Genomic DNA, 24,649 nt, shown 5'->3' on the forward strand with positions numbered 1-24,649 from the left:
TTATTTCTTATTCTTCAAATAGGCTTTCCAAATATCAGGAACGCCGTACCCGTAAATATTATCCGGAAAATCCACTCTGTCACTACACTGACGGACAGCCTCAATTACCTGCTTGGCTGTAAGATGAGGACAGGCTTGCCAGAAACAAGCAACCAACCCGCAGAAAGTCGGAGACGCAAATGAGGTACCATTCCCATGAGAAGGCTGACCATCTGTACCTAACACGCTTGAGAACACACCTATCGCCATCACGTCCGGTTTAACACGCCCGTCAGCTGTATTTCCAACAGAAGAAAAGTTGGCATTCACGCCATCACGATCAATAGCTCCTACCGTTATCACATCTTCAGCGTCACCCGGAGGTGTAATCTTTTTCCAATGTTGCGACCCTGAATTACCGGCACTGCAAACCAAAATCATTCCTTTCTTCGCGACCAGTGAAGCTGAGTTGGACATCAACGAATAATGTCCGTCCAACTGTTTATATTCATATCCCCCGAAAGGTTCGTCAAATGAGTCATATCCCAAAGATGTATTAATCACATCCACGCCTACACTATCGGCAAACTCAACAGCTGCTGCCCAATAATCCTCTTCCACCGGCTGTTCCGTATCATAGTCCTCACTGCGAAGCAACCAGTACGATGCTTCAGGAGCTGTTCCCACCATCACCTTCGGAGTATTGGCAGCCATACACGAAAGAACCATCATGCCATGATAATGCTCTGCGTAGATGTCCGACCGCGGATTAACAAAATCCTTCGTACCAAGCAGATTCAAATGTTTCAATACCGGTATGGCATCGGCATTAAAGAAACCGGCATCTATCACACCAATAGTCATACCTTCCCCTTTAAATCCGGCCAGATGCAAACTATCACCATGATGCACTGCAATCTGAATAGACGCGTCACCATAGTAACTGTCCGTCTTTTCCAAATGTTTCTTTATTTGATCCTTACGCGTCTTATCACGTTCCGGAACACTATCCGGAGCTATCCAAACCTTTTTTATATGAGAAACAAATGGCAATTGAACAATACGGTTAATCAAAACAGAATCAGTGGTCTGAATCAATACGGTATTATTCCACTTACTCTGTGAGACCAGCTGCACTCCAACCTGTTGAATCCGATCTATATACTGTCTGCTAACAGGCAAGTCTGTACTATCTATCGGTAAATCCTGCTTCACCCTACGCTCCAATGCTTTTGGCGAAAGATACTCCTCCGGTTTGTCAAAGGTATATAGGGTTCCAAGCTTATCTTTTAAATAGATACGGTATTTAGTTGCTTTCTGGGCTTGTATAGAACAAATACCCATCAACAATGTAACAACGAAAATAAACTTTTTTAAACTCATCGTTTTTTAAATTAATTTGGCAAAGATAGCTAAAAGATATTCTATTCTCCTTTTTAATTACATAAATTATGTAACTTTGCGGACTATTTTAATGAAATTCATGGAAAAAACAGGATTAAGCAGAGCACAGGAATTGGGCACTAAACCGATTGGCAAATTATTATTGCAATACGCTCTTCCTTCCATTGTTGCTATGACTGCCTCATCGCTTTACAATACAGTCGACAGCATTTTTATTGGACATGGGGTGGGTTCTTTGGCTATTTCAGCCATCGCCGTCTGCTTTCCGTTCATGAATCTTTCTACTGCTTTTGGAACATTGGTAGGAGTAGGTGCCGCCGCTCTTATTTCTGTTCAGCTCGGACAGAAGAACTACGATTTGGCAAAACATGTCTTTGGAAATGTCTTTACATTAAATATCATCATCGGTGTGGTATTCACCATCCTTTCACTTGTATTCCTCGATCCTATCCTTTATTTCTTCGGAGCCAGTGAAGATACGTTGCCGTACGCACATCAATATATGTCTATCAACCTTTATGGTAACTTAATAACTCACATGTACTTCGGTATGAATGGAGTGCTTCGTGCGTCAGGTCACCCCAAAGAAGCAATGATAGCCACTATCAATACGGTAGTTATCAATACTATTCTTGATCCGATATTTATATTTTTATTCGACTGGGGTATTCAGGGAGCTGCTTGTGCCACCGTTCTGGCACAAATCATCTCGCTTTGTTGGCAGATTAAGATTTTTACAAATAAGAATGAAATATTGCACTTCGCTCATGGCATTTACAAACTCAACGCTCACATTATCAAACGAATCTTTGCCATTGGCATGTCCCCATTCTTAATGAATCTGGCCAGCTGTCTCATCGTTATCTTTATTAATAAAGGATTAAAACTGTATGGTGGCGACTTAGCTATTGGGGCATACGGCATCGTTAATCGCATCGCGTTCATCTTCGCCATGTTTGTTATGGGAATGAATCAAGGTATGCAACCTATTGCCGGATATAACTTCGGATCCCAACAGTACCAACGGGTAACTCAAGTATTGAAACTCACCATATACTATGCCACGGCAATCATGATTATAGGATTTACGGTAGGTGAACTAATACCGGAACTGGCTTCACGTATGTTCACCAGCGACGAAGAACTGATAAGTAAATCGATTAAGGGAATGCGCATCACCTTTATTTTCTTCCCTGTTATCGGATTCCAAATGGTAACAGCCAACTTTTTCCAAAGCATAGGTATGGCAGGCAAAGCCATCTTCCTTTCTCTCACTCGTCAACTAATCTTTCTGCTGCCATGTCTTATCATTCTTCCTATATTCTTGAATGGTGACGGCATCTGGTGGAGTATGCCTGTATCAGATTTATTTGCCAGCATTATTGCGGCTGTAATGCTCTATCGTCAATTTATGTCATTCAAGAAACAGCAGCATAACGAAGAACATACACGTTAATTTGGCATACTGTTAACCTAAAATATATATAATAAGGCTTATTATGTAGTAATATATAGTAATTCCTCAAGACTAACAATATTTTAAGCTCTATTAACAGAGACGAGGTTCAGAACTTGTTTTCCTGATAAAACGGCCTTACAACCTATTTAATAGTTGTTTTTATTTTTTCGTCAGGCATATTCAGTACACCATAAAGAAATTACAAAAAATGATACACATAATTTTCCATCTTCATCAAAAGATTTATTCGTTTCACATAAGTGAAACAAGTGAATCACATGAGTGAAACAAGCGAATCACATGAGTGAAACAAGCGAATCACATGAGTGAAACAAGCGAATCACATAAGTGAAACAAGCGAATCACATAAGTGAAACAAGTAAATGATACACATGAGTTTTGTAGATGATACGTATGAACAAACAAATACTTCTGATGAATACGGAAGCTCATCCACATTACTTTTCACATTCCTATACATCGAAACAAAAACTAAACTTTATTGCTTTCAAAAAAGCTGTATACCTATTTAAAAAGGAATGGGATACACAACACACATTACTTTAAGTAACATCTGACACACATTAAATAGTCATCCGCAATTTATTTTACGATTTGCATAAAATATTTTATTGAATAATTTTATTTATATTATAAACTAATTTATATTTGCAGAAAATATTAAGTAATGACAAGAAAGAATTATAAAAACGAACAATTAAAAAACAAAACATTATGAAAAAATTAATTCGTTTATTCACCGTAGTTTTATTATCAGCTTGCACCCATACGATGGCTCAAACTACAGATGTAAAGGTTTGCGTCAAGGGAATAAAAGAAGCAAAAGGTAAAGTATTAGTTGCCATCGTTACCTCAGATGAACCCGCAAAGACTTTCACCGGATTTGCGGAGGTTACTGACATCAATGATGTATCGTGTATCATTAAAGATGTCCCTACGAACAAAAAAATTACAATCAGCGCATTCCAAGACATGAACGATGATTTTAAATTAAATCTGAACGAAAACAACATTCCTATCGAGCCTTGCAACAAGCAAGAGACAAAGATAAAAGAAGGACAAACCAATTTGAATATCAAACTGCTGAATATCCTATCTATGATGTCCAACCAAAACTAACTATGTGTCATGAAAAAGATGGCAATGCTATTTGTCGCGTCACTGATAATGGGGCACATTCAAGCCCAACAGAGACAAGGAATTGTTGCCAATAGCAAAGGTGAGCCTGTTGAGTTTGCCACTATAGCATTGGTATCCGATTCCATTTATATAAACACTGCCGTTTCTGACTCCTGTGGAATATTTCGTTTAAACATCGCTGACGGTACATACCATGTTATCATCCGGCATATCGCATATCAGCCAATAAGGGAAAAAGTCACGTTAATCAAAGGAAACCAAGACATGGGAAAGTTCATTATAAATGAATCGAAGGTCAGTCTTGATGATGTAGTTGTCACTGCACAGCCCATCACTCGGGAAACCGACCGATTTATCATGCACATGAACACGCCATCGCTCTTTCTTAACAAAAACGCATCGGAAATCTTGCCACTCGCTCCGGGAGTATTTGTTAATGATAACGGTATATCTATTAACGGAGCACAAGGAGCAAAAGTATATATCAATGAGAAAGAAGTAAAACTAAAAGGCAGTGAACTGATAAACTACCTGAAGAATTTTAAGTCAAGTGATATAGCAAGGGTAGAGATTATTCCCATTGCAGGAGCCGAATACAGCGCAGAATCCAATTCCGGCGTTATAAAAATCATTCTGAAGAAACAACAAGAGAAAGGTATCAGCGGAAACATACAGTCTAATACCTCACAAGGAGAATATATAAACAACTACTCCGCTTCTGTTTCCATGAATATCCATTCAGGAAGATGGTCGTTCAATATTTTAAGCACCGGACTCATTACCGCGAAAGGTAAAGAAGTAATGACCGGTTACCGCGATTACGCTGATAACGACAATTGGAATTTTTCTTCTGACTCGCGCACAGACAGCAAACCTAATTCCTTGTTTGGACAAGCAGGCGCTATCTACGACCTCGACAGTCGGAATAGTATAGGATTAGAATTGGAAATGACAAAAAACAATCATAAAAAGTCTTCCAAAGGTATAGCGGATATTATTAATAACAGTTTAAACATCCATTCTGTCGGCAACTACTATCAGAAAGAGAATAATAGAAATATCTCCGCGACATTCAATTATATTCATAAGATTGACAGCGCAGGCTCTATACTGAAGTTCATTGCTGACTATACCCATCAAGAGGTAAAGGGAAACAACGATTACCACTCTATCTTTGAATTAAAGCATACGGGTAGCATAGACTCTATTTATCAAAGCAAGTCTTTATCTGCTTATAAGATTTTTACTGCTGATATCGCTTTCAACAAAAGTGCAAAAAAGAGTCTGAAATATACATTAGGAATGAAATATACAAGAAATAAAATGGACGATTGGGTAAACTATCAGAGTTATTATCAAAAGGAATGGATACCCATACCGCAATATCACTATACACAGAATTACAACGAAAATATTCATGCCATATACGGAACTGCATCGATGAGGCTCAAGCGAATAGATTTTGCTATAGGCATGAGAGGAGAATATACATATACCAAAGGTCAACAAAAAGAAATACAAAAATCATACTTCGACTTATTTCCGAACGCAAGCCTCACCTACTCTTTCAATGAGATGAAAACCATGATGCTGATTGCACAATTCTCAAGAAGTATACAACGTCCTAACTTTTGGTATCTGAACCCTAACAGGGTGCAATACAACGATTACTCCTATTATGTGGGCAATCCTAATCTGAAACCTACTTACATCAACAAGATAGGCTTAACAGCTGTCTATCACTATCGTTATATACTGTCTATAGGCGGGAACTTACATCACAACTTAATAAGAGAATTGGGAAAAACAGACAATGAGAACCCTACCGTATCATATATTACACCGGTGAATAACGATAAGGAGAACCACTGGTATATGGTAGTATCGGCTCCCATACAGGTTACTAACCGGTGGACATTGCACATCAATGCCATTGGAGTAAAACAAAACATCACCAGTTTGGATACAAATAGCAGCCTGTCGCATTATCTGTATTTCGTCAATGCAAATACGGGATTCACGCTGCCTCACAAATTTTATATCGAACTTGCATATCAAGGCACCAGCAGACTCTACTCCGCAAATGCCGGTATAAACTCTTTACATCTGTTTCACGTGAATGTCAAAAAACAGTTGATGAAAGATAAACTCAGCATGACAATAGGAATGAAGAACATATTCAACGCCAAGACATCTTACTTCACAAATATGAGTAACTATACTGCTTATTCAACATTCTGTGGAAGCAATTCTTCGAGATTTATCCATATCAGCCTGCAATACAACTTCAACTCCGGAAAATCCTTCAAAAAGAATCAAGTGGAGAGTGCTATGGAAATAGAAAAGCAACGCTTAAACAACAGCATTAGCAACAGAAATTAAGCAATGTCTCTTTAACAAATAAGATTTTTAAACCATAATCAATTGATTTTTTTTATCTTTGTTCCAAGAATAAAAAGAAATGACTATGAATGAACATTTTGTCATCAATTTAGGACGTCAGTTAGGCAGTGGAGGACGTGAAATCGGGCAGAAGCTGTCAAAGCGTTTCAATATAGCTTACTACGACAGGGAACTGATTCTGTTGGCTTCGAAAGAAAGCGGACTATGTAAAGAATTCTTCGAGAAAGCAGACGAAAAAGCTCAGCAACACGTTTTAGGAGGTATGCTTGGCACACGTTTCCCATTCATCGGCGAAACAACAGCTTCATTCAACAATTATTTAAGCAATGACTCGCTGTTTAAGATTCAAAGTGATGTGATTCGTAAGCTGGCCGACGAAAAATCTTGTCTCTTTGTCGGGCGTTGTGCCGACTATGTGTTACGCGATTATCCTCAATGTGTAAATGTGTTCGTATCGGCATCAAAAGAAGCTCGTATAGAAAGGCTACGAAATATTCATAACATTACGGAAGAAGAAGAAGCCGTAAAACTGATAGAAGAAGCAGACAAAAAGCGTTCGTCCTTCTACAATTATTATAGTAATAAAATATGGGGAGCTGCTGCCACCTATCATCTGTGTATTGACTCATCGGTTTTGGGTATTGACAAGACGGTAGACTTTATCGCGGCGTTTGTGGAAGCGAAATTAACTTTACAATAAAATCATCATACCATGTTTTCAAAAGAGACTTATATCAATCGCCGTGCACAGTTGAAAAAGACTGTTGGGAACGGCTTATTACTTTTCTTGGGGAATGAAGAGAGTGGGATGAACTACACGGATAACACATACCGTTTCCGTCAAGACTCTTCTTTTTTATATTATTTCGGCTTAAGTTTTGTCAATCTGTACGCGGTTATCGACATTGACGAGGATAAAGAAATCATCTTCGGCAACGAGCTGACTATTGACGACATTGTTTGGATGGGAACAGAGCCAACCTTGAGTGAGAGAGCCTCGACAGTAGGTATTACAGAAGTCCGTCCCGTATCCTCCCTAAAGAAATATCTGAGTCAAGCAACAGCTAAAGGACAACAGATACATTATCTGCCTTCATACCGTCCGGAACATCAAGTGAAACTATTCCATTTGTTGGGCATTGCTCCGGGGGCAGAAGAGCCTTCTATTCCTATGATACGTACCATTGTGGATATGCGTAACCATAAAACCGAAGAGGAGATAATGGAAATTGACAAGGCTTGCACGGTTACTGCCAAGATGCACATTGCCGCCATGAAAGAACTTCGCGTAGGAATGAAGGAATATGAAGTAGCTGCCATCATTGAAGCCACAGCCAAGTCGAACGGATGTCCGTTGTCGTTCCCCACTATTGCCACTGTATGTGGGCAGACACTACACAACCACATCCACACGAATGTGGTAAAAGAAGGAGATATGCTGTTGGTTGACGCCGGTTGTGAAACTCAGATGGGTTATGCCGGTGATATGTCATCAACGATTCCTGCAGGAAAGAAATTCTCATCACGTCAGAAAGAGATTTATGATATTCAAGTAGCCGCTCATATAAATGCCGTTCATGCCTTAAAACCGGGAGTTCCGTTCAAAGATATTCATAAGTTGGCCTGCCGAACTATATTCGAAGGATTGAAAGGCTTAGGTCTGACAAAAAACGACCCTGACGAGGCTGTTGAGTTAGGGGTACATGCCATGTTTTTCCCTTGTGGATTAGGTCACATGATGGGCTTAGACGTTCACGACATGGAAAACTTAGGTGAAGTATGGGTGGGGTACAACGGTCAACCTAAGAGCACCATGTTCGGTTACAAATCATTACGTTTAGCTCGTTCGTTAGAACCCGGATTCGTTCTCACCATCGAACCCGGTATCTACTTTATCCCTGAACTGATAGATTATTGGAGAGCGGAGCATAAGTTCTTGGATTTTATCAATTACGATAAGTTGGAGACTTATAAAGATTTCACCGGTCTGCGTAACGAAGAGGATTATGTCATCACCAAAGATGGAGCAAGAAGGTTGGGCAATCTGTATGTCCCTGTCTATGCCAATGAAGTGGAAGCTCTGAGATAAAGCAATTAATTAGAGGACTTCAGTATATCATTAAGGTTTATGCGGATGAGTTAACAAAGTGATGCGGATGAGTTGACAAAGTGATGCGGATGAGTTGACAAGTTCATGCGTACGAGTTATTCAACTCATCCGTATTATTTTTATGGTTTATATATACGACATTATCTATTGATAAAGACTCCTAACTCCTACTGACTTGAAAACCTTTGTCTGATAAGGCCATCTTAACAAAACGAGCTTTGTCGTTTATCCGTTCTTTGGTAAGAATCTGATGGATTCGGGCAGCAGCTTCAGCATCTTTAGCAATCATGTAGAGGAAGCCTCCACCTCCTGCGCCGGGAAGTTTATATCCAAGGCAATAATCCTTTATCTTCGCAATCAGTTCCTCCACCTGAGGTGGATTCGTTCCGGAATCCAATTTCTTATTTTGTTCCCATGTCTTCTTTACCAGACGTCCCATTTCATCAAAATTCTCCCGTTGTACAGCCTCGTATAAATCCATGGCATGATGCTTCATCTTTGCCAACAAATCTAAATGTTCTGTAGAGTTAAGAAACATATTACGGACAATTTCAGCCAAAATCCCCTTTGCCGTACGAGTAATTCCCGTGTAATACAAAAGCTGACAAGCCTGATACTCAGGAGCTGTAAACAAATAGTCGGGCAACCAGCGGACTTGCGGATTCTGATCCATGCCCTGAGTCGTTTCTAACAGCTTTACTCCACGAAGCACACCGCCATACTGATCCTGCCAGCCGCCACCGGTAGTAAGCAACTGTTCTAAAACCAACGTACGATTACATATTTCATTCTTATCCCAATTCAGCCCACAGAAATCGGATATAGCTCCAAGCACAGTAGAGGCTAAAATAGAACTTGTCCCTAAGCCGGAACCTGCGGGAATAGCAGAGAATAAGGTTACCTCAAAACCTCCCCCAAATGCTTTAAGCTGTTCTTCTAATGTATTATAAGACTCCATACTGAAAACCGGATAAAATCCGGCCAGAGCTAAAGCTACCTTCGGGATAGAGAACGGAGAGCCTACATGTTTAAAATCGTACAACTCTTCATACGTATTAACCACTTCCACGGCACCTAAATCAATAGAACGAAGAATAATCTTATTCTCTTTACCGGGTTTCACATAAACCTGAAGCGGTTGTTGACCGTTCAATTCAATGGCAATATTCACCACACTGCCACCTTCCGCCAAGCAATAAGGAGGAGTATCTGTCCATCCACCGGCCAAATCAATACGGACAGGACTACGTCCCCAGACTATCTGATCAGCATATACCGAGAGCTTGGGATGTTGTTTCTTTTGTAGAACAGATTCCGTCAAACCTTCACGCATAATACTGAATGCACGCTCTTCATCCGTTTTATAAGGAAGTCCTTCCAACTGATTAACACGAGCACGGAACATGCTATCACTTATCTTTGTCATTAATGGAGCAAACTCGGGCAGTGCTGCAGGAAGTGCCATCTTCTTATTTGCGAACACCTGAGCCGCTTCTTCCAGATTCACTTGATAGAACACGCTATGTTCATAATTCTCGGCAAGCAACGGCCAATTATCATCACGGAATACTTCACGCTGCTTAACTAAACGACGGAGGTTGGCAAAAGAGGAAATCTCATCAGCAGAAAGTTTTTTGCTGTTCTTCCATATTCCGGCACCTTCGGAAAGCTCAGGCTCTGACACCATCCAACGCATGACTATCCCTAATTGTTCAATATCTGTCACTTCAGGGAAGATACGAGCCGATTGCAGATCTTCTTTTCCTTCCACAGACTTTATGTCAACGTTTCTAACATTTGCCCACTCCACAAAGGGATTCCCAAGAAACATCGTATCCGGATTATCGACAGCACCTTTAAACTTATCCATAAAGCCGTAAGGACGAGCTACATAAGCATCATTACCCATGGGAACCACATCGACGCATACACCGGCCGGAAGGTTAAGAGTCCAATTATTTTGAGGAATTCCCGTAATAATATGCTGATGATGTAAAGTCCAATGCGCTCCTATCCAACTGTTTTCTACCCAGAGTTCAGAGTTTTCACCTTCCAACTTTTTCAAAATCCTTGCATTCTGAGTGAACATAGCAGGATGCGGCTTCACTTTATGATGCATTATCTTTGTCTGATCATTGACCAGATTCTGAATTGCAACGGTAGAAGCAATAAGTTCCCTACTTGTTCCATAGTGATAGAACTCTCCTCCCGGTAAAGGCAAAATGGAAACAGACAATTGATTCAGTTCTTCATCTTGAATCCGAGGATGGGCACCTAAAGCCAACCCAAACTCTGAATACATATCATAATAAGATATTTTATCACCTCTCTTAGAATGTTTAATAAGAAGCTCAACAGCTTTGTCACTCAACAGCCAAATACCTATATCCATCAGGAAGAGATGAGTTTGAGACAACTTTCCAAGTTCCTCTACAGAAGGTTTTTGAAGCATAAAATCGAGTACATCGGGATTCTTTCGGGAAGATAAAAATACGCCATGATTTTTTGCCAGATTCGGATTCACCCACAAACCATAACATACCACATCAGCCTCAGGTATCGGTTGAAGATTCTGTTCAGCACGGATATATACATCACCACTGGCAATGAGCGTATGGAGAGATACAGGAGCTTTTTCCATTATCTGTTCATACAAAGGCAATTGCAAAGAGAGAAGATTTTGGGTGAGACGCTGTCCTCTGGCCCAACGGAAAACAGGAATCGGAGTAAGTATCTTCCCTGACGGAGCGTACCCCGGCAGACGGCGGCTCTGTCCTCCGGCATGAAGAAGAATTCGCTTCTCACTGCCCAACCAAGAGACGAATTCCTCTGAAGGGGCCCAATGCTTCTGGCAAGCTTCTAACAACCAAGTTGTACCACCTCCGGAACCTAATTTACAACCAACAGGATCAGAAGTACAAAACCATTCTTTCGGATCAACATGTTCTATATCATAAAAACAATCTACCAAATTAGGCGGGATGGAAAGTAATTTTTTCATTTTCTAAAGATTAATACTACAAATATACTTGAAAAATCACATTCCTAACTAAACTTATATATAAAATCAAGCACAATCTTTGCTTTTTTGGATACAATATTTTATTTTTGTTTGATTTTTAGTGCCATGTATACAATTACCAATTTATAAATGAAATGAAAGATTTTCTGAAATATGTGTTAGCCACACTTGTCGCCATTGTTCTTGCCGGTATCGTTTTTATTATCATAGGAATCGTATCTATTGTTGGAATGTTCGCTTCATCGGATTCTGAAACAAAGGTTTGGGACAATTCCATCTTTGAATTAAAACTCGATGGCAACATTGTGGAACGATATAAAGACAGTCCTTTTGACCAAATTTTTGGTGAGGATTATAGTACATACGGACTGGATGATATCTTGTCATCCATAAAAAAAGCGAAAGAAAATGAGAAGATTAAAGGAATTTATTTAGAATCTTCGCTATTGGCATCTTCCTCGTTTGCTACCAATGAAGAAATCCGTCGTGCATTACTCGACTTTAAAGAAAGTGGTAAGTTTATAGTTGCCTACGCTGACCAATATACCCAAGGGACTTATTACATCGCCAGTGTTGCCGATAAGGTGATAAGCAATCCACAAGGATCTTTAAGTTGGCATGGATTAGCATCGGAGCCGGTATTCTATAAAGAACTTCTGGACAAATTAGGAGTTCAGATGCAAGTTTTCAAAGTAGGAACGTATAAGTCGGCTGTAGAACCATTCACTTCAACACAAATGAGCGATGCTAATCGTGAACAGGTCAGCGTATTCATCAATGATATATGGGAAAAAATGATTCAGGAGATATCCGAAAGCAGAAATATCCCTGTCGATTCACTCAATGCTTACGCCGATAAGCTGATGGACTTAGTTCCTGCTGAAGAATATCTAAAATGTGGAATGGTAGATACACTAATCTATAAAAGCGATGTGAGTAACTACTTAAAACAATTGACCGGTACTCCGGAAGATGAAAATCTGAACACGTTACTGTTGGAAGATATGATTAACGTCAAACGCAGCGTTCCCAAAGATAAAAGTGGTAATGCTCTTGCTGTCTACTATGCTTATGGCGAAATCGATCCCAACGGAGGCTTAGCTTCTACAGGAAGTGATAATATTGATTCTAAGAAAGTAGCCAAAGACTTAGCGAAATTAAGCAAAGATAAAGATATAAAAGCTATTGTTCTGCGGGTAAATTCACCCGGCGGAAGTGCTTATGGTTCGGAACAAATATGGAACGAAGTACAGAAAATCAAAGGAAAAAAGCCTATCATCGTCTCCATGGGAGACTATGCCGCTTCGGGAGGCTACTATATTTCATGTGCTGCCGATACCATCGTAGCAGAAGCAACAACATTGACCGGTTCTATCGGTATCTTTGGTATGTTTCCTGACGCAAGTAACTTGCTGACAAATAAGCTTGGTATTCATTTCGATGTTGTCAAGTCGAATAAAATGAGCGACTTTGGGGCATTATCTCGTCCGTTAAACGAAGAAGAAAAAGCTGTAATGCAAAACTATATCAACCATGGCTACGCTACTTTCATCAAACGATGTGCCGATGGTCGTCACATGACACCGGAAGCTGTTGAGAAAATCGCAGAAGGTCGAGTGTGGACAGGTGAAAGAGCAAAAGACTTAGGACTTGTTGACGTGATAGGTGGTCTGGATACCGCTATCGACATTGCTGCCAAAGCTGCCGGTATAGAGAATTACAGCGTTTTAAATTACCCTGCTAAAGAAAATGTTCTCAGTTCTTTAATAAATACAGAAAAAGACAGAATGGTTAAAGATAAACTCCAAAACGAATTAGGAGAGTATTTCACTAAATTCCAATTCCTTAGAAATCTGAGGAACACAGATCCTATTCAAGCTCGTTTACCATTCGATCTGAATATAAAATAATGAATGGAAGACAACTCTGTAGATATTAAAAAGTGGCTTTTGCCTGCTTCGTGGATCTATGGCTTAGGTGTCAGTCTGCGGAATAAACTCTTCGATGCCGGTGTACTCGAAGAACGCAGCTACCCTATTCCTATTATCTCAATAGGAAACCTAACGGTTGGCGGAACAGGAAAGACTCCCCACACAGAATATCTAATAAAGTTGTTGAGCCGTCAATGGAAAGTTGCTGTCCTCAGCAGAGGCTACAAACGTAAATCACAAGGATTCATCTTAGCTAAGCCGGAAACTCCAAGTTCAGTAATTGGAGATGAGCCTTATCAGATGAAAGAGAAATTCCCCAATGCATATATTGCTGTTGACGCCAACCGACGCGAAGGTATAGAAACACTGATGAAAGAATCAATAGCCCCCGGTTTGGATGTCATCCTGTTAGACGATGCATTCCAACATCGCTATGTAAAGCCCGGATTAAATATTCTACTGGTCGATTATCATCGGATGATTTCAGAAGACAAATTACTTCCCGCGGGTAAATTACGAGAGCACCAGTCAGGAAAGACAAGAGCCAATATTGTTATCATCACAAAATGTCCGAAAGAAATGAATCCGATGGAGTATCGCATATTAACTAAACAAATGGATTTATTCCGTTATCAGCAATTGTATTTCACCACTTTGAATTATGGCAATCTGTATCCATTAAAGAAAACAGGCAAGACCTATCCGTTAAGCTGTATAAACAAGGATGTGCATATTCTTTTATTAACAGGAATCGCTTCACCCAAGAAATTAATTCATGATTTAAGACCATACAATAAACATGTTTCCCCCCTGACATTTGGAGATCATCATAACTTTACAGCAACAGATTTGAACTTGCTGAAGGAACGGTTCCTAAAATTACCTGAGAAAAAAAGAATGATTATCACCACCGAGAAAGACGCATCCCGTTTAGAACATCATCCGTTACTTGACGAAGCGTTAAAACCATACATCTATATTCTTCCGGTTGAAATTTCATTCCTACAAGATCAACAATCATTTAATTTAAATATAACAGACTATGTTAGAAAAAATCAGAGAAACAGCCGCTTTTCTCAAACAGAAAATGCACACTAATCCTAAGACAGCTATTATTTTAGGCACAGGTCTGGGACGTTTAGCAAATGATATTAGTGATTCATATTGCATCTCATACAAAGATATTCCAAACTTTCCGGTTTCAACAGTTGAGGGACATGCCGGACAACTTATCTTCGGCAAATTAGGGGGTAAAGATATTGTAGCGATGGAAGGTCGTTTCCATTTCTATGAGGGGTATAACATGAAACAAGTTACCTTCCCTGTTCGAGTAATGAATGAATTGGAAATAAAGACACTATTCGTTTCCAACGCTTCAGGTGGAACAAACCCTGCTTTCAATGTAGGGGACTTAATGATTATCACCGACCATATCAACTTCTTCCCCGAACATCCATTGAATGGTCCGAATATCGGAGACGGACCTCGTTTCCCTGATATGAGCGAAGCATACGATAAAGGCTTGATAAAGCTTGCGTTGGAGATAGCAAAAGATAAAAATATAGCCGTTCAGCAAGGTGTTTATTTGGGGACTCAAGGCCCTACTTACGAGACTCCTGCCGAATACAAAATGTTCCGTTTACTTGGAGCTGACGCTGTCGGCATGTCCACCGTCCCCGAAGTAATTGTAGCTAATCACTGTGGCATTAAAGTATTCGGTGTCTCAGTCATTACCGATATGGGAGTAGAAGGGCGTATTCAGAAAATCTCTCATGAAGATGTTCAGAAAGCAGCCAATGCTTCTGAGGAAAAGATGACCGTTATTATGAGTGAAATGATCAAACGAAGCTGAAATGCAAGAACACAATAGGACAGAAATTGCGACATTAGGCGAATTCGGACTGATTAAACATTTAACAGAAGGAATACAATTCGTCCATGAAGAAACAAAATACGGAATAGGAGATGATGCTGCAGTCCTCTCCTATCCCGATCCTGACCAACAAGTTTTAGTAACAACAGACTTATTAATGGAAGGAGTACATTTCGATTTGGAATACACCCCGTTAAAACACTTGGGATATAAGTCGGCTGTAGTTAACTTCTCGGATATCTATGCCATGAATGGAACGCCCAAACAAATTACAGTATCTTTAGCCATCTCAAAACGTTTCTGCGTAGAAGATATGGAAGAGCTATACGCGGGAATACGCTTGGCATGCAATACTTACCACGTCGACTTGGTGGGAGGTGATACAACTCCTTCTATGACAGGTCTGGCTATCAGCGTCACTTGTATCGGCACGGCCGATAAAGATCAAATCGTTTACCGTAATGGGGCTAAAGAAAATGATATTATTTGTGTAAGTGGCGACTTAGGTTCCGCTTATATGGGATTACAACTTCTGGAAAGAGAGAAAGCTATTTTCCAAGGAAAGGAAGAAGTGAACCCTGATTTCTCAGGAAAAGAATATATTCTCGAACGCCAGCTAAAGCCGGAAGCCCGCAAAGATATCATTGCTGAATTGAAATCAAGAGGTATCAAACCGACATCAATGATGGATATCTCGGATGGACTTTCTTCCGAACTGATGCATATCTGTTCACAGAGTAATGTTGGATGCCGTATTTATGAAGATCGCATTCCTATTGATTATCAAACGGCTGTAATGGCTGAAGAACTGAATATGAATGTAACAACTTGCGCACTTAACGGAGGTGAAGATTATGAACTGCTCTTTACTGTCCCACTGACCATGCACGGCAGAATAGACGATTGGGAAGGAGTAAAAGAAATCGGTTATATCACGAAACCTGAACTTGGCACGATGCTTATCTCACGCGACAATCAGGAATTTACATTAAAGGCTCAAGGTTGGAATCCATTAAAAGAAAAGTAATCGATTCTATCTTCAACAACACCCAAAGTCGTACAGATAAGCTATAAAAGTGATACGTATGAATCAACCAACTCATGCGGATGAACCGGTCAACTCATACGCATCAATTGAGTAACTCATACGCATCAGTTTTCATCTTCATACGCATCAGAAATGTAGTTTATATTATTGATATCTCTAAAAGCAGTGTTTCTCCATTTAAGAAGAAGCAACGATACACTGTCCGTATTATTTCAGATTCGCCGGACTCATATTAGAATATTGAGATTCAGCCAAACAACCCTATCTTTTGTATTGGTGTCCCGCTGATTTTCTCACTCTATCGAAATCCATCCAACCATCCAATCATCCACTCCGGGAACAGTAACCAATATATCTTGCCCATCTTTCTTCAAAGTCAATGTAACATCCGACTTCCCGTGCTCATGATAAATAAATTTCGTTTTATCTGAACAGCCGCGTAAACGGATTGTTGTCTCTCCCTGATCGGAAATACTGCAGTTCAATAACAAAACACTCCGCAAATGGTTATCTTTATCGATACGTGGAATTGCAACCATCTGAGCTTGAGTCTCAATTATAGCAGGCAGCTTTCCAAATGATACCCAATCGGCAACAGCCAAGAGTTCTGAACGACGTTTAATATTCACATTAGCGGCACTGTAAGTAGGAAGAACAGCCAAACGCCCGCCTTTATCTGTTACATAGAATCTTGCGTTCCCGATATTACTTGGAGCATCGACCAATTTCCATTCTTTATCTCCTCCTAACAATTGGTAGATTTTCCATCCATCTTCATCCAATATCAGCCCCTTAGCGCAAAATCTCTCCATCTCTTCTTGAGATAAAGTTTCAACAGCTTCTTTATCAAGAATATAACCTGACGCATAATGACCTTCGGGAGAAAAAGGAATTCCTAATACAGCTAAATCATTAACCATATTTCCTGAGTTATTCAATGTCCATGTGTAATATTCCCAGTCTGCTTTTCCGGTATTCTTATATTTTAAACGGTCTAAAATGCTAGGACTGATATAGGAATCCAATCCTCCCGGCTCGGTTCCGTAATTAAAGTCGGCATACCTCTTAAAATCATTACGCCAATCCAACAAATATTTAAAGTAATGACTTGCGTACCAATCCATTGGTTCATCTGCCGAACCTATTATCGCATACGATAGCTGATTTCCGCCCATTGCCATATAAAGCATGGACTCCAAACAAATTCCTCTTGGGCTTTTTCCGGAGGAAGTATGATGATAGCACTCTATCTCCGGTGGAATCTCCAGTACATTTGAGTTCAGCCGACGGATCTGTCGAGCCAGTTCATACGCTTTTGCTATCATTCCTCTCGGTTCATGATCATCATAGAAGCCGGCACCCGGACGACAAGCGGCTGGATATCCCGTTTCTTCCTTAATAACATCAAACGACAAATTATTTGATGGTCCTGTCACAGGCAAAGTCCTGTTGAATGCATTCTCTATTCCAATATGGGTTTCAGGGGATACCTTGTGGACAGATCGCCCGATGGAACGAACTATTCCGGACAGACTTTCCTGACCGAATTTCCGCCATTGCTCACGTAATAATCCGTTATCTTTATTATCCTCCAAACCTTTTGTCAAGGTTTCTAATGTGTAGTCCCCGCCTACTTCCTTATTAAACTGATTGATACAGGTATCACAGAAACAAATCAAGGTAGCGGGCTGATGATTGTTCAGGCGAAAGTCATCATCCAACCAAATATAATCGGGATGAATCTTTTCTGCGTATAACGCATAATATTTTCCAATGAAATCAAGAAAGTCGGATTGACGGGGACAACTTTGTATCATAGTCTGCTCACCTAAGAATCCCACTGCCGATTTCCATGGCGGAGCAATTCCCCTATAATCGGTCTTTCCATAAGATATCTTATTAATACTGTTCGGATTATCAAAATGGCCTATGGTTAGTCCTTCTATACCAACTTGGAGTCCCAGTTGACGCAACTCGTTGACCAATATATTCATGGAATCGGCACAACCAACATGAGATTCCAATCTATAATCCAGGCAATCATCTCCTTTAGGAGCCAACCATACAACATCAAATGCCGGGTACTTTTTTAAAGAGCCGACCAATTGTTCACGCAATAACGTATCCAGATAATAATGATCCCATGTACGGAGAATCATTTTAAACGGAGACCCTACCATCGACTGATTTGCAACGACTTGTTGATGGGTACATGATGCAAAGCCAAGAACCCACATACTTATTAATAATGTTTTTAAACTAAATTTCATTCTTTATTATTATTATCTATTCCTTTCAATACTCCTTCTATCATCAATTTCTCATACAAAAAATCATCTCGTATCATTCTTTTTCATCTTTGATCTTTTTACATGTCAAACAAATAGGTCATAGATAAGAACAAATAGGAGATGAATACGAATTACTTTAACAAAAAACTCATTTTACAAAATTGATTGTTGATTAACGAATTGCAAAAGTACACATTCAAAAGCATATAAGCGAAAAATCAAATAAAAAATTAAAAAGGTGGCAACGTTCACACGCAGCCACCTCAACCTTAAAAAATATTACCTATGAGAGAAAATTAGAAAAATAGTTTATATGCACTTCTCTATATTGAATGATTAAGTTCACATTCAAGTATAAATCTCGGCTTTACTATTTTTATAAGGTTGTCAATTTCAGATTACGCCAAAGCACTTTTATTCCACCACCATCATGAATCTGAAGAGCGATTCGACCATGTCCCTTCCCAATCAGCTCGTCTGTTATGTTTACCATTTCCTGACCATTCAACCATGTAGTCACATGATCTCCTTGCATTTTAATACGCATCGTATTCCACTCCCCTTCTTTTAAGATATTCTCTTTCTCGTCAGGAATTTGAACAAGCCAACCTCGTCCGTACGACTCGTATATTCCACCGGTGTCATTACCCTTTGGAGCAACCTCAACCTGCCAGCCCTCAACCACTGCCTCCTTATCTACAATAGAACGAATAAACACTCCGGAATTTCCATTCGCCTCCTGTTTGAAGTCCAGTGTCAAGTCAAAGTCATCATAATACTTGGTGGTCGCAAGATAACCATACTTCTTTTCAGGTCCGCTCTCACAAACCAAAAGTCCATCCTGCACATACCATTGTTCTTTTCCGAATGCTTCCCAGCCTTTCAGGTCCAAACCGTTAAACAATTCTACCGTTTCATTCTTACGTGGTAACTCTTTCAGTTTTATATTACGGAAAGACGCAGGATAACCATGGTCTTGCAAGCAGATAAGTCCTTTACGAGACAAGCCATATTCCGGAGCGTCTGCCCATTTGCCACTGTTCTTCCGTTGAAACCAATCATCCGTCCAAGCCTCAAACTCAAGAATCTTCTCTCCGTTAAGCCAATGCTCCACATGACCATTGTCGAACACAATTTTAGAAGTATTCCATTCGCCGGCAGGATGAACTTTCATCTTAGACTTATCCGGCAGATACATCGCGTAATCAACCCCAAGTTTCTGCCATTCCTCCAATTTGTCCGGAAAATTCGGCTCATCAATCAGTTGATATTCCAGTCCTGTCACGTATGGAACTTTAAATTGGGGACGCTCTACTACGTGATAAAGCATCCCGCTGTTACCACCCTTCGAGAGTTTCCAATCCCAAACAAGTTCAAAGTTCTCATATTCCCTGTCCGTAACAATATACCCACTCCCGTCACTACCATCTCCTTTGGCTTGTATACAGCCATCAACCACATGCCAGGGTTCCGTGAGGGTCGTGCCATTATAGTCTCTCCAGCCATTCATTGTCTGACCGTCAAATAAAAGCACCCACCCGTCCGCCTGTTCTTTCGAAGTCAACTTATTTTGCTGACCGCCTCCACAGGAGAATAATGTAAGCACCATTAGAAATGGCAAAACATTTATCAATATCTTTTTCATAACTAATCTTTTCATTCTATGTTTTCCTAATATTATTTATTAGAACATCATTATAATTTATTTATAAAGCCAAGATCTGGTCCATCTGTTCTGAAATCTTCTTCAGGTGATTGCGGTCACCACCTTTTACCTCGGCAGTAATCCATCCTCCTTCGTACTTGATGTCACGGAGAGCTTTCATTACAACCGGCCAGTTATTATCACCCATAAGCAACTCAACATTGAAGCCTTCCCTCAATCCTTTATTGTTCATTTTTTCACGACTGAATTCTTTGAGGTGTAACTTCACAATGCGCTTATTCAATGTTGAAATCCAATGTTCCGGCCAACCATAGCGTAAAATGTTTCCGATATCAAAATACCATCCTATCAATGGATGATTAATTTCATCAACAAAGCGACGAGCTTCGATAGGACTAAGAATAAAGTTATTCCACACATTCTCAAGTCCTATTCGCACTCCAGTGCGCTCTACAACCGGAATCAATTTACGAATAGACTCCAGAGCAGTGTTATATGCTTGTTCATAAGGAACTTTTTCATTAACTACTCCGGGAACAACAAGAACAGTATCGCCACCCAGTTCCTGTGTCTCTTCCAAAGATTTTGTTACAGACTGAATAATTGCTTCACGTACACTATTGTCAGGGTCAGAAAGAGGTTTTGACCAATGATCTTTATTTACAGTACTCGGTAATTCTATGCCTGTCTTTTCTTTGGCTTTTAACAATGTTGCAACAGAAAACTCCAATGGGCTGTTGAATTCAATACCATCGAAACCAAGATCTTTCACCAATCTACACTTATCTTCAAGGGAAAGTGCCTCATCTATCATTCCATAACCTAAACTCTTCCTGATTTTAAGTGCACTTTGAGAGGATACATTTTTTGTTGATGAAGAAAAGTTAGCGGCAGAAACACCAGAAACTGCCGACATGCCAGCTAATATGGCAGCTGATTTAATAAAATTTCTTCTTTCCATATCTTAACTATTTAAAAGAGGTTTCTCCCGGAATTGCAATGGGCAAATCATACTTAGTGTCAAATGTAATATCATCAGGGAAAAATTTCTCAGTTGAGCAAAGAGCCTGTTCAAGAGAAATTGCTTGTCCAGAATATGCAGACATACGCCCTGCCAAAGCGAGGAGATTGGAACGAGTTGCCCACTCCCCGTCATTAATGGGGGAGTTATTACGGATAGAAGCAAACAGTTCATCATGTTCAGCCTGATACATGCCTCTTGACACTGTTTTAGATTTATAAGCTTGATCATCCGTAAATTTTGTTTCATCTGAATACTTCCATGGATTCTTTCCTATTATTGAATGCTCACCGGTACGGCAATCCACAAGGCATCTCCCTTCATTTCCTACAAATTCAACACCATAAGCCGGAGTTGTATTGTTCTGCTGACGACAACGCATATAAGCTTTGGCTCCGCTCGCATACTCATATACAACAGAGAAATGATCATATACATTACCATATTTCGGATCAGTTCTCTTTTGACGACCACCCGTGCCAACAACTCTAACAGGCAATACATCTCCCATACCCCACTGAAGCATGTCTATGCTATGAATAGCCTGTTCTACAATATGATCACCTGAAAGCCAATTATAATACAACCAATTTCTCAATTTAAATTCCATGTCAGTCCAAGAATTCTTACGTTCTTTAAACCAAAGTTCTCCCGTATCATAGGTAGCTTCCGCAGAAAGAATTGTTCCTATCTGACCGTCAAGCACACGATTGAATGTTTCTCTTTTTGGTTGATGATATCTCCAACAAAAGCCACATACCAATGAGATACTCTTTTCACGAGCTTTTTGAGCTGCCATAATTACACGGCGCAATCCAGGCCCATCCACCGCAAAAGGCTTCTCACAGAAAATATGCTTTCCAGCATTTACTGCAGCCTCAAGGTGTGAAGGGCGAAAAGCAGGAGGAGCTGCAAGCAATACTACATCAACATCTGAATCAACAAGTTTCTGATATGCATCAAACCCTACGAACTTATTGGCAATTTTAACTTTTTGAGGAAATTTCTCTTTAATAGTCTTCAGCGACGATTCTATCTGGTCAGCAAAAGCGTCTGCCATAGCGACGAGCACAACATTTTCATCTGCATTCAATGCTTCCATAGCCGCGCCCGTCCCGCGACCACCGCAACCGATAAGACCAATTTTGAGTGTATTACTATTGGCTACCCACGGACTTTCTGCCGATAAAATATTTGTTGTTGGAATTACACTTGCAAGTGTAGCTGCACCTGCTGTCTTAATGAAACTTCTTCTTGTAAAATTCATATTTCAATATTTTAAAAATGTGAATACTGTCATACAACTCAAATCGGTTATTAACCAATTTGAGTTGTATGAAAAATTATTAATATTCCGGATTCTGTTCAAGTTGAGGAGCTTTATTCACCTCATCAACAGATAAAGGCAACCAGTATTGACGGTCTTTCCAAGATCTCTCATCAGCAAATGTTGTAGTGTTGTAAATGAAAAAAGAAACACCATCAGCAAAATGATAAACTAAAGTTGGACTGAAGCTCTTGATAACCTTATCACAAATCATCCATTTACGTATACAATACCATCTGTCACCTTCGCCCATCATTTCTATAAGACGTTCATGCCTATACCATTCACGTGCTTGTTCTTGTGATACATTTACATCACGGCTTGGCAATCCCGCACGGTTACGAATCATATTAACAGCTTTCAAGCCTTCTGCTACTTCTCCTAACTCAATACAAGCTTCTGCATAGTCAAGTACAACTTCTGCATAACGCATCTCAATCCATGCATTTTCATTTGCATGAGTTTCGCCATCAATGGAGATATCAAGCATCTTACGAATATAGTAACCCGTCTTCGTTCCATTCCATGCTTGTTTTGCTGCCTGTCTAGAATCGCTTCCTCCTGTAGTTTGAGGCTCAAGAGCTGCAATATCTGACATTAACGCATCAACACTCTTCCCTATTAAGGCCTTACCTGATGTTGCTATTTTAGAGCCTATCTCTATTTTGTTATTTGTAGCAGCTCTTTCCCTCCAAGGAGCTCCATCATATAACACAGAAGCATAAAAACGAGGTTCGCGGCCTACGTATGGATTAACTTTAGGATCTGAAGCATATTCCTCTTTTGTATAAGCTCGAATATTTTCTTCTCCAGGATTATACTTATCCCAAACAAATGGAGTACCATCACTCATTTCGTACTGTCGAACAAGATCTTCTGTAGGCTCATTATTCCCCCAGCAACTATAACCATTGGGGCCCCAATAAAGATTATTATAAGCTTGATTTCCTTGTTTATTCACATACTGAACACCAAAGATAACTTCATCATCCCAAGCTCCTTTCTGCAAAAAGATTCCGGCATAATTATCAGCATAAGCTTGGACCTGATCCTGAGTTAAATTTGCAGGAGGTTCACCATTATACCCCGTAAGGCTATAATGACCATATTTCCCATCCATGATATCTTTTGCAGCGCTCTTTGCTGCTTCAAGATGAGCCTTACGATCACCATCTGTAAATGATACGATTGCATTCGTGCTAAAGCCGCCATTGGTTAATTCTCCTGTGACAAAACTTAATAATCTGGATTTTAACGCAGCTGCTGCACCTTTTGTCGCACGCCCTTGCTCAATAGCCGTTTTGTCCGGTAAGCCTGCAATAGCACGGTCAATATCTGCAAGTATAAAATCTACGGTTTCCTGCAATGTTGAACGCTTATAAGTACTGAAATCCTCATGAATATCAAGAGTCTTATCAAGTAAAACGACTCCGCCATACGATCTCAATAAATTTGTATAATCAAATGCCCGAATAAAATATGCCTCAGCTTTAATTTGAGCGATCATTTGTTCATCTGAAGAAGAAAGAACAGGAACATTATCAATTCCACCAAGAAGAGTATTGACGTTCGTGATGTTCTTATAAAGGTCTTCCCATACTATCCATCGATAAAACTGTTTAAATCCAAAATGTCCTAAATAACTCGGAGAAAGTGTCCCCTTGGTAAATGTTACATTTCCTGCGCGATGAATATTAAGAGTCTCATCGGTTGACGAAGAAAGTAAGTCTTCCCTCATTCCCAATACATTCTCTTGATCACCACCTATCTGATCATAGCACTGATAAAGATATGCTTTTACAAGATTAACATCCTGAAACAAAGATTCTTGATTAAAAGAATCCACAGGATCTTGACTTAGAACATCTGTGCAAGATCCAAGCGTAATCACAGAGACTACCGCGATTAATACGCCACATTTATATATAATTTTCATCATACAACTTCACTTATT

16 protein-coding genes are annotated in these 24,649 nt (G+C 39.9%); 9 read left to right on the forward strand and 7 right to left on the reverse strand.

Annotation, left to right across the window (positions count from 1 at the left end):
- Entirely contained in the window at positions 1 to 1,362 is a 1,362-nt protein-coding gene (locus tag LO761_RS03130; protein WP_407951537.1) for a S8 family peptidase, read from the reverse strand.
- Between the two features lie 100 nt (positions 1,363 to 1,462).
- On the opposite strand from LO761_RS03130, the gene LO761_RS03135 reads away from it, so the two are divergent.
- The 5 genes from LO761_RS03135 (at position 1,463) to LO761_RS03155 (ending at position 8,495) form a co-directional block, all read left to right on the forward strand.
- Positions 1,463 to 2,839 carry an MATE family efflux transporter gene (locus tag LO761_RS03135; protein WP_272816865.1) on the forward strand — a complete coding sequence of 459 codons (1,377 nt, stop codon included), beginning with the start codon at positions 1,463 to 1,465 and terminating at the stop codon, positions 2,837 to 2,839.
- 738 nt (positions 2,840 to 3,577) lie between these two features.
- Positions 3,578 to 3,982 (forward strand): DUF2141 domain-containing protein, encoded by a 405-nt coding sequence (locus LO761_RS03140; protein ID WP_272816866.1) that lies wholly within the window; start codon positions 3,578 to 3,580, stop codon positions 3,980 to 3,982.
- 9 nt (positions 3,983 to 3,991) lie between these two features.
- On the forward strand, positions 3,992 to 6,385 hold the full coding sequence (locus LO761_RS03145) for an outer membrane beta-barrel family protein (RefSeq protein ID WP_272816867.1): 2,394 nt from the start codon (positions 3,992 to 3,994) through the stop codon (positions 6,383 to 6,385).
- Between the two features lie 85 nt (positions 6,386 to 6,470).
- Complete coding sequence (locus tag LO761_RS03150; protein WP_272816868.1) at positions 6,471 to 7,106, forward strand: cytidylate kinase-like family protein; 636 nt, start codon at positions 6,471 to 6,473, stop codon at positions 7,104 to 7,106.
- A 12-nt stretch (positions 7,107 to 7,118) separates the two neighbouring features.
- Entirely contained in the window at positions 7,119 to 8,495 is a 1,377-nt protein-coding gene (locus LO761_RS03155) for an aminopeptidase P family protein (protein WP_272816869.1), read from the forward strand.
- Positions 8,496 to 8,676: 181 nt separating this feature from the next.
- Here LO761_RS03155 and LO761_RS03160 read toward each other — a convergent pair whose 3' ends face one another.
- A complete protein-coding gene (locus tag LO761_RS03160) occupies positions 8,677 to 11,517 on the reverse strand; it encodes a bifunctional fucokinase/fucose-1-phosphate guanylyltransferase (protein WP_272816870.1) in 2,841 nt (946 codons plus the stop codon).
- A gap of 155 nt (positions 11,518 to 11,672) precedes the next feature.
- On the opposite strand from LO761_RS03160, the gene sppA reads away from it, so the two are divergent.
- From sppA to thiL, 4 genes are read left to right on the forward strand one after another with little or no spacing between them, the layout of a single operon-like run.
- Positions 11,673 to 13,448: a signal peptide peptidase SppA gene (sppA, locus tag LO761_RS03165; RefSeq protein ID WP_272816871.1), complete on the forward strand. Its 1,776-nt coding sequence runs from the start codon at positions 11,673 to 11,675 to the stop codon at positions 13,446 to 13,448.
- A gap of 3 nt (positions 13,449 to 13,451) precedes the next feature.
- Positions 13,452 to 14,567, forward strand: coding sequence for a tetraacyldisaccharide 4'-kinase (lpxK, locus tag LO761_RS03170; RefSeq protein ID WP_272816872.1), 1,116 nt, complete (start codon positions 13,452 to 13,454; stop codon positions 14,565 to 14,567).
- Positions 14,512 to 15,321: a purine-nucleoside phosphorylase gene (locus LO761_RS03175; RefSeq protein WP_272816873.1), complete on the forward strand. Its 810-nt coding sequence runs from the start codon at positions 14,512 to 14,514 to the stop codon at positions 15,319 to 15,321. The genes lpxK and LO761_RS03175 overlap by 56 nt, the downstream gene beginning before the upstream one ends.
- A gap of 1 nt (position 15,322) precedes the next feature.
- Positions 15,323 to 16,369, forward strand: coding sequence for a thiamine-phosphate kinase (gene thiL / locus LO761_RS03180; RefSeq protein WP_272816874.1), 1,047 nt, complete (start codon positions 15,323 to 15,325; stop codon positions 16,367 to 16,369).
- Between the two features lie 314 nt (positions 16,370 to 16,683).
- Here thiL and LO761_RS03185 read toward each other — a convergent pair whose 3' ends face one another.
- The 5 genes from LO761_RS03185 to LO761_RS03205 form a co-directional block, all read right to left on the reverse strand.
- Entirely contained in the window at positions 16,684 to 18,660 is a 1,977-nt protein-coding gene (locus LO761_RS03185) for a hypothetical protein (RefSeq protein ID WP_272816875.1), read from the reverse strand.
- A 397-nt stretch (positions 18,661 to 19,057) separates the two neighbouring features.
- Positions 19,058 to 20,326, reverse strand: a complete 1,269-nt coding sequence (locus tag LO761_RS03190; protein WP_407951538.1) for a 3-keto-disaccharide hydrolase — start codon at positions 20,324 to 20,326, stop codon at positions 19,058 to 19,060.
- A 61-nt stretch (positions 20,327 to 20,387) separates the two neighbouring features.
- Positions 20,388 to 21,308 carry a sugar phosphate isomerase/epimerase family protein gene (locus LO761_RS03195; protein ID WP_272816876.1) on the reverse strand — a complete coding sequence of 307 codons (921 nt, stop codon included), beginning with the start codon at positions 21,306 to 21,308 and terminating at the stop codon, positions 20,388 to 20,390.
- 7 nt (positions 21,309 to 21,315) lie between these two features.
- Entirely contained in the window at positions 21,316 to 22,635 is a 1,320-nt protein-coding gene (locus LO761_RS03200; RefSeq protein ID WP_272816877.1) for a Gfo/Idh/MocA family protein, read from the reverse strand.
- A 79-nt stretch (positions 22,636 to 22,714) separates the two neighbouring features.
- A complete protein-coding gene (locus tag LO761_RS03205) occupies positions 22,715 to 24,634 on the reverse strand; it encodes a RagB/SusD family nutrient uptake outer membrane protein (protein ID WP_272816878.1) in 1,920 nt (639 codons plus the stop codon).
- Positions 24,635 to 24,649 lie beyond the last annotated feature (15 nt).

Source organism: Phocaeicola oris, assembly GCF_021295095.1.
In the GTDB taxonomy this organism is placed as follows: Bacteria; Bacteroidota; Bacteroidia; order Bacteroidales; family Bacteroidaceae; genus Phocaeicola; species Phocaeicola oris.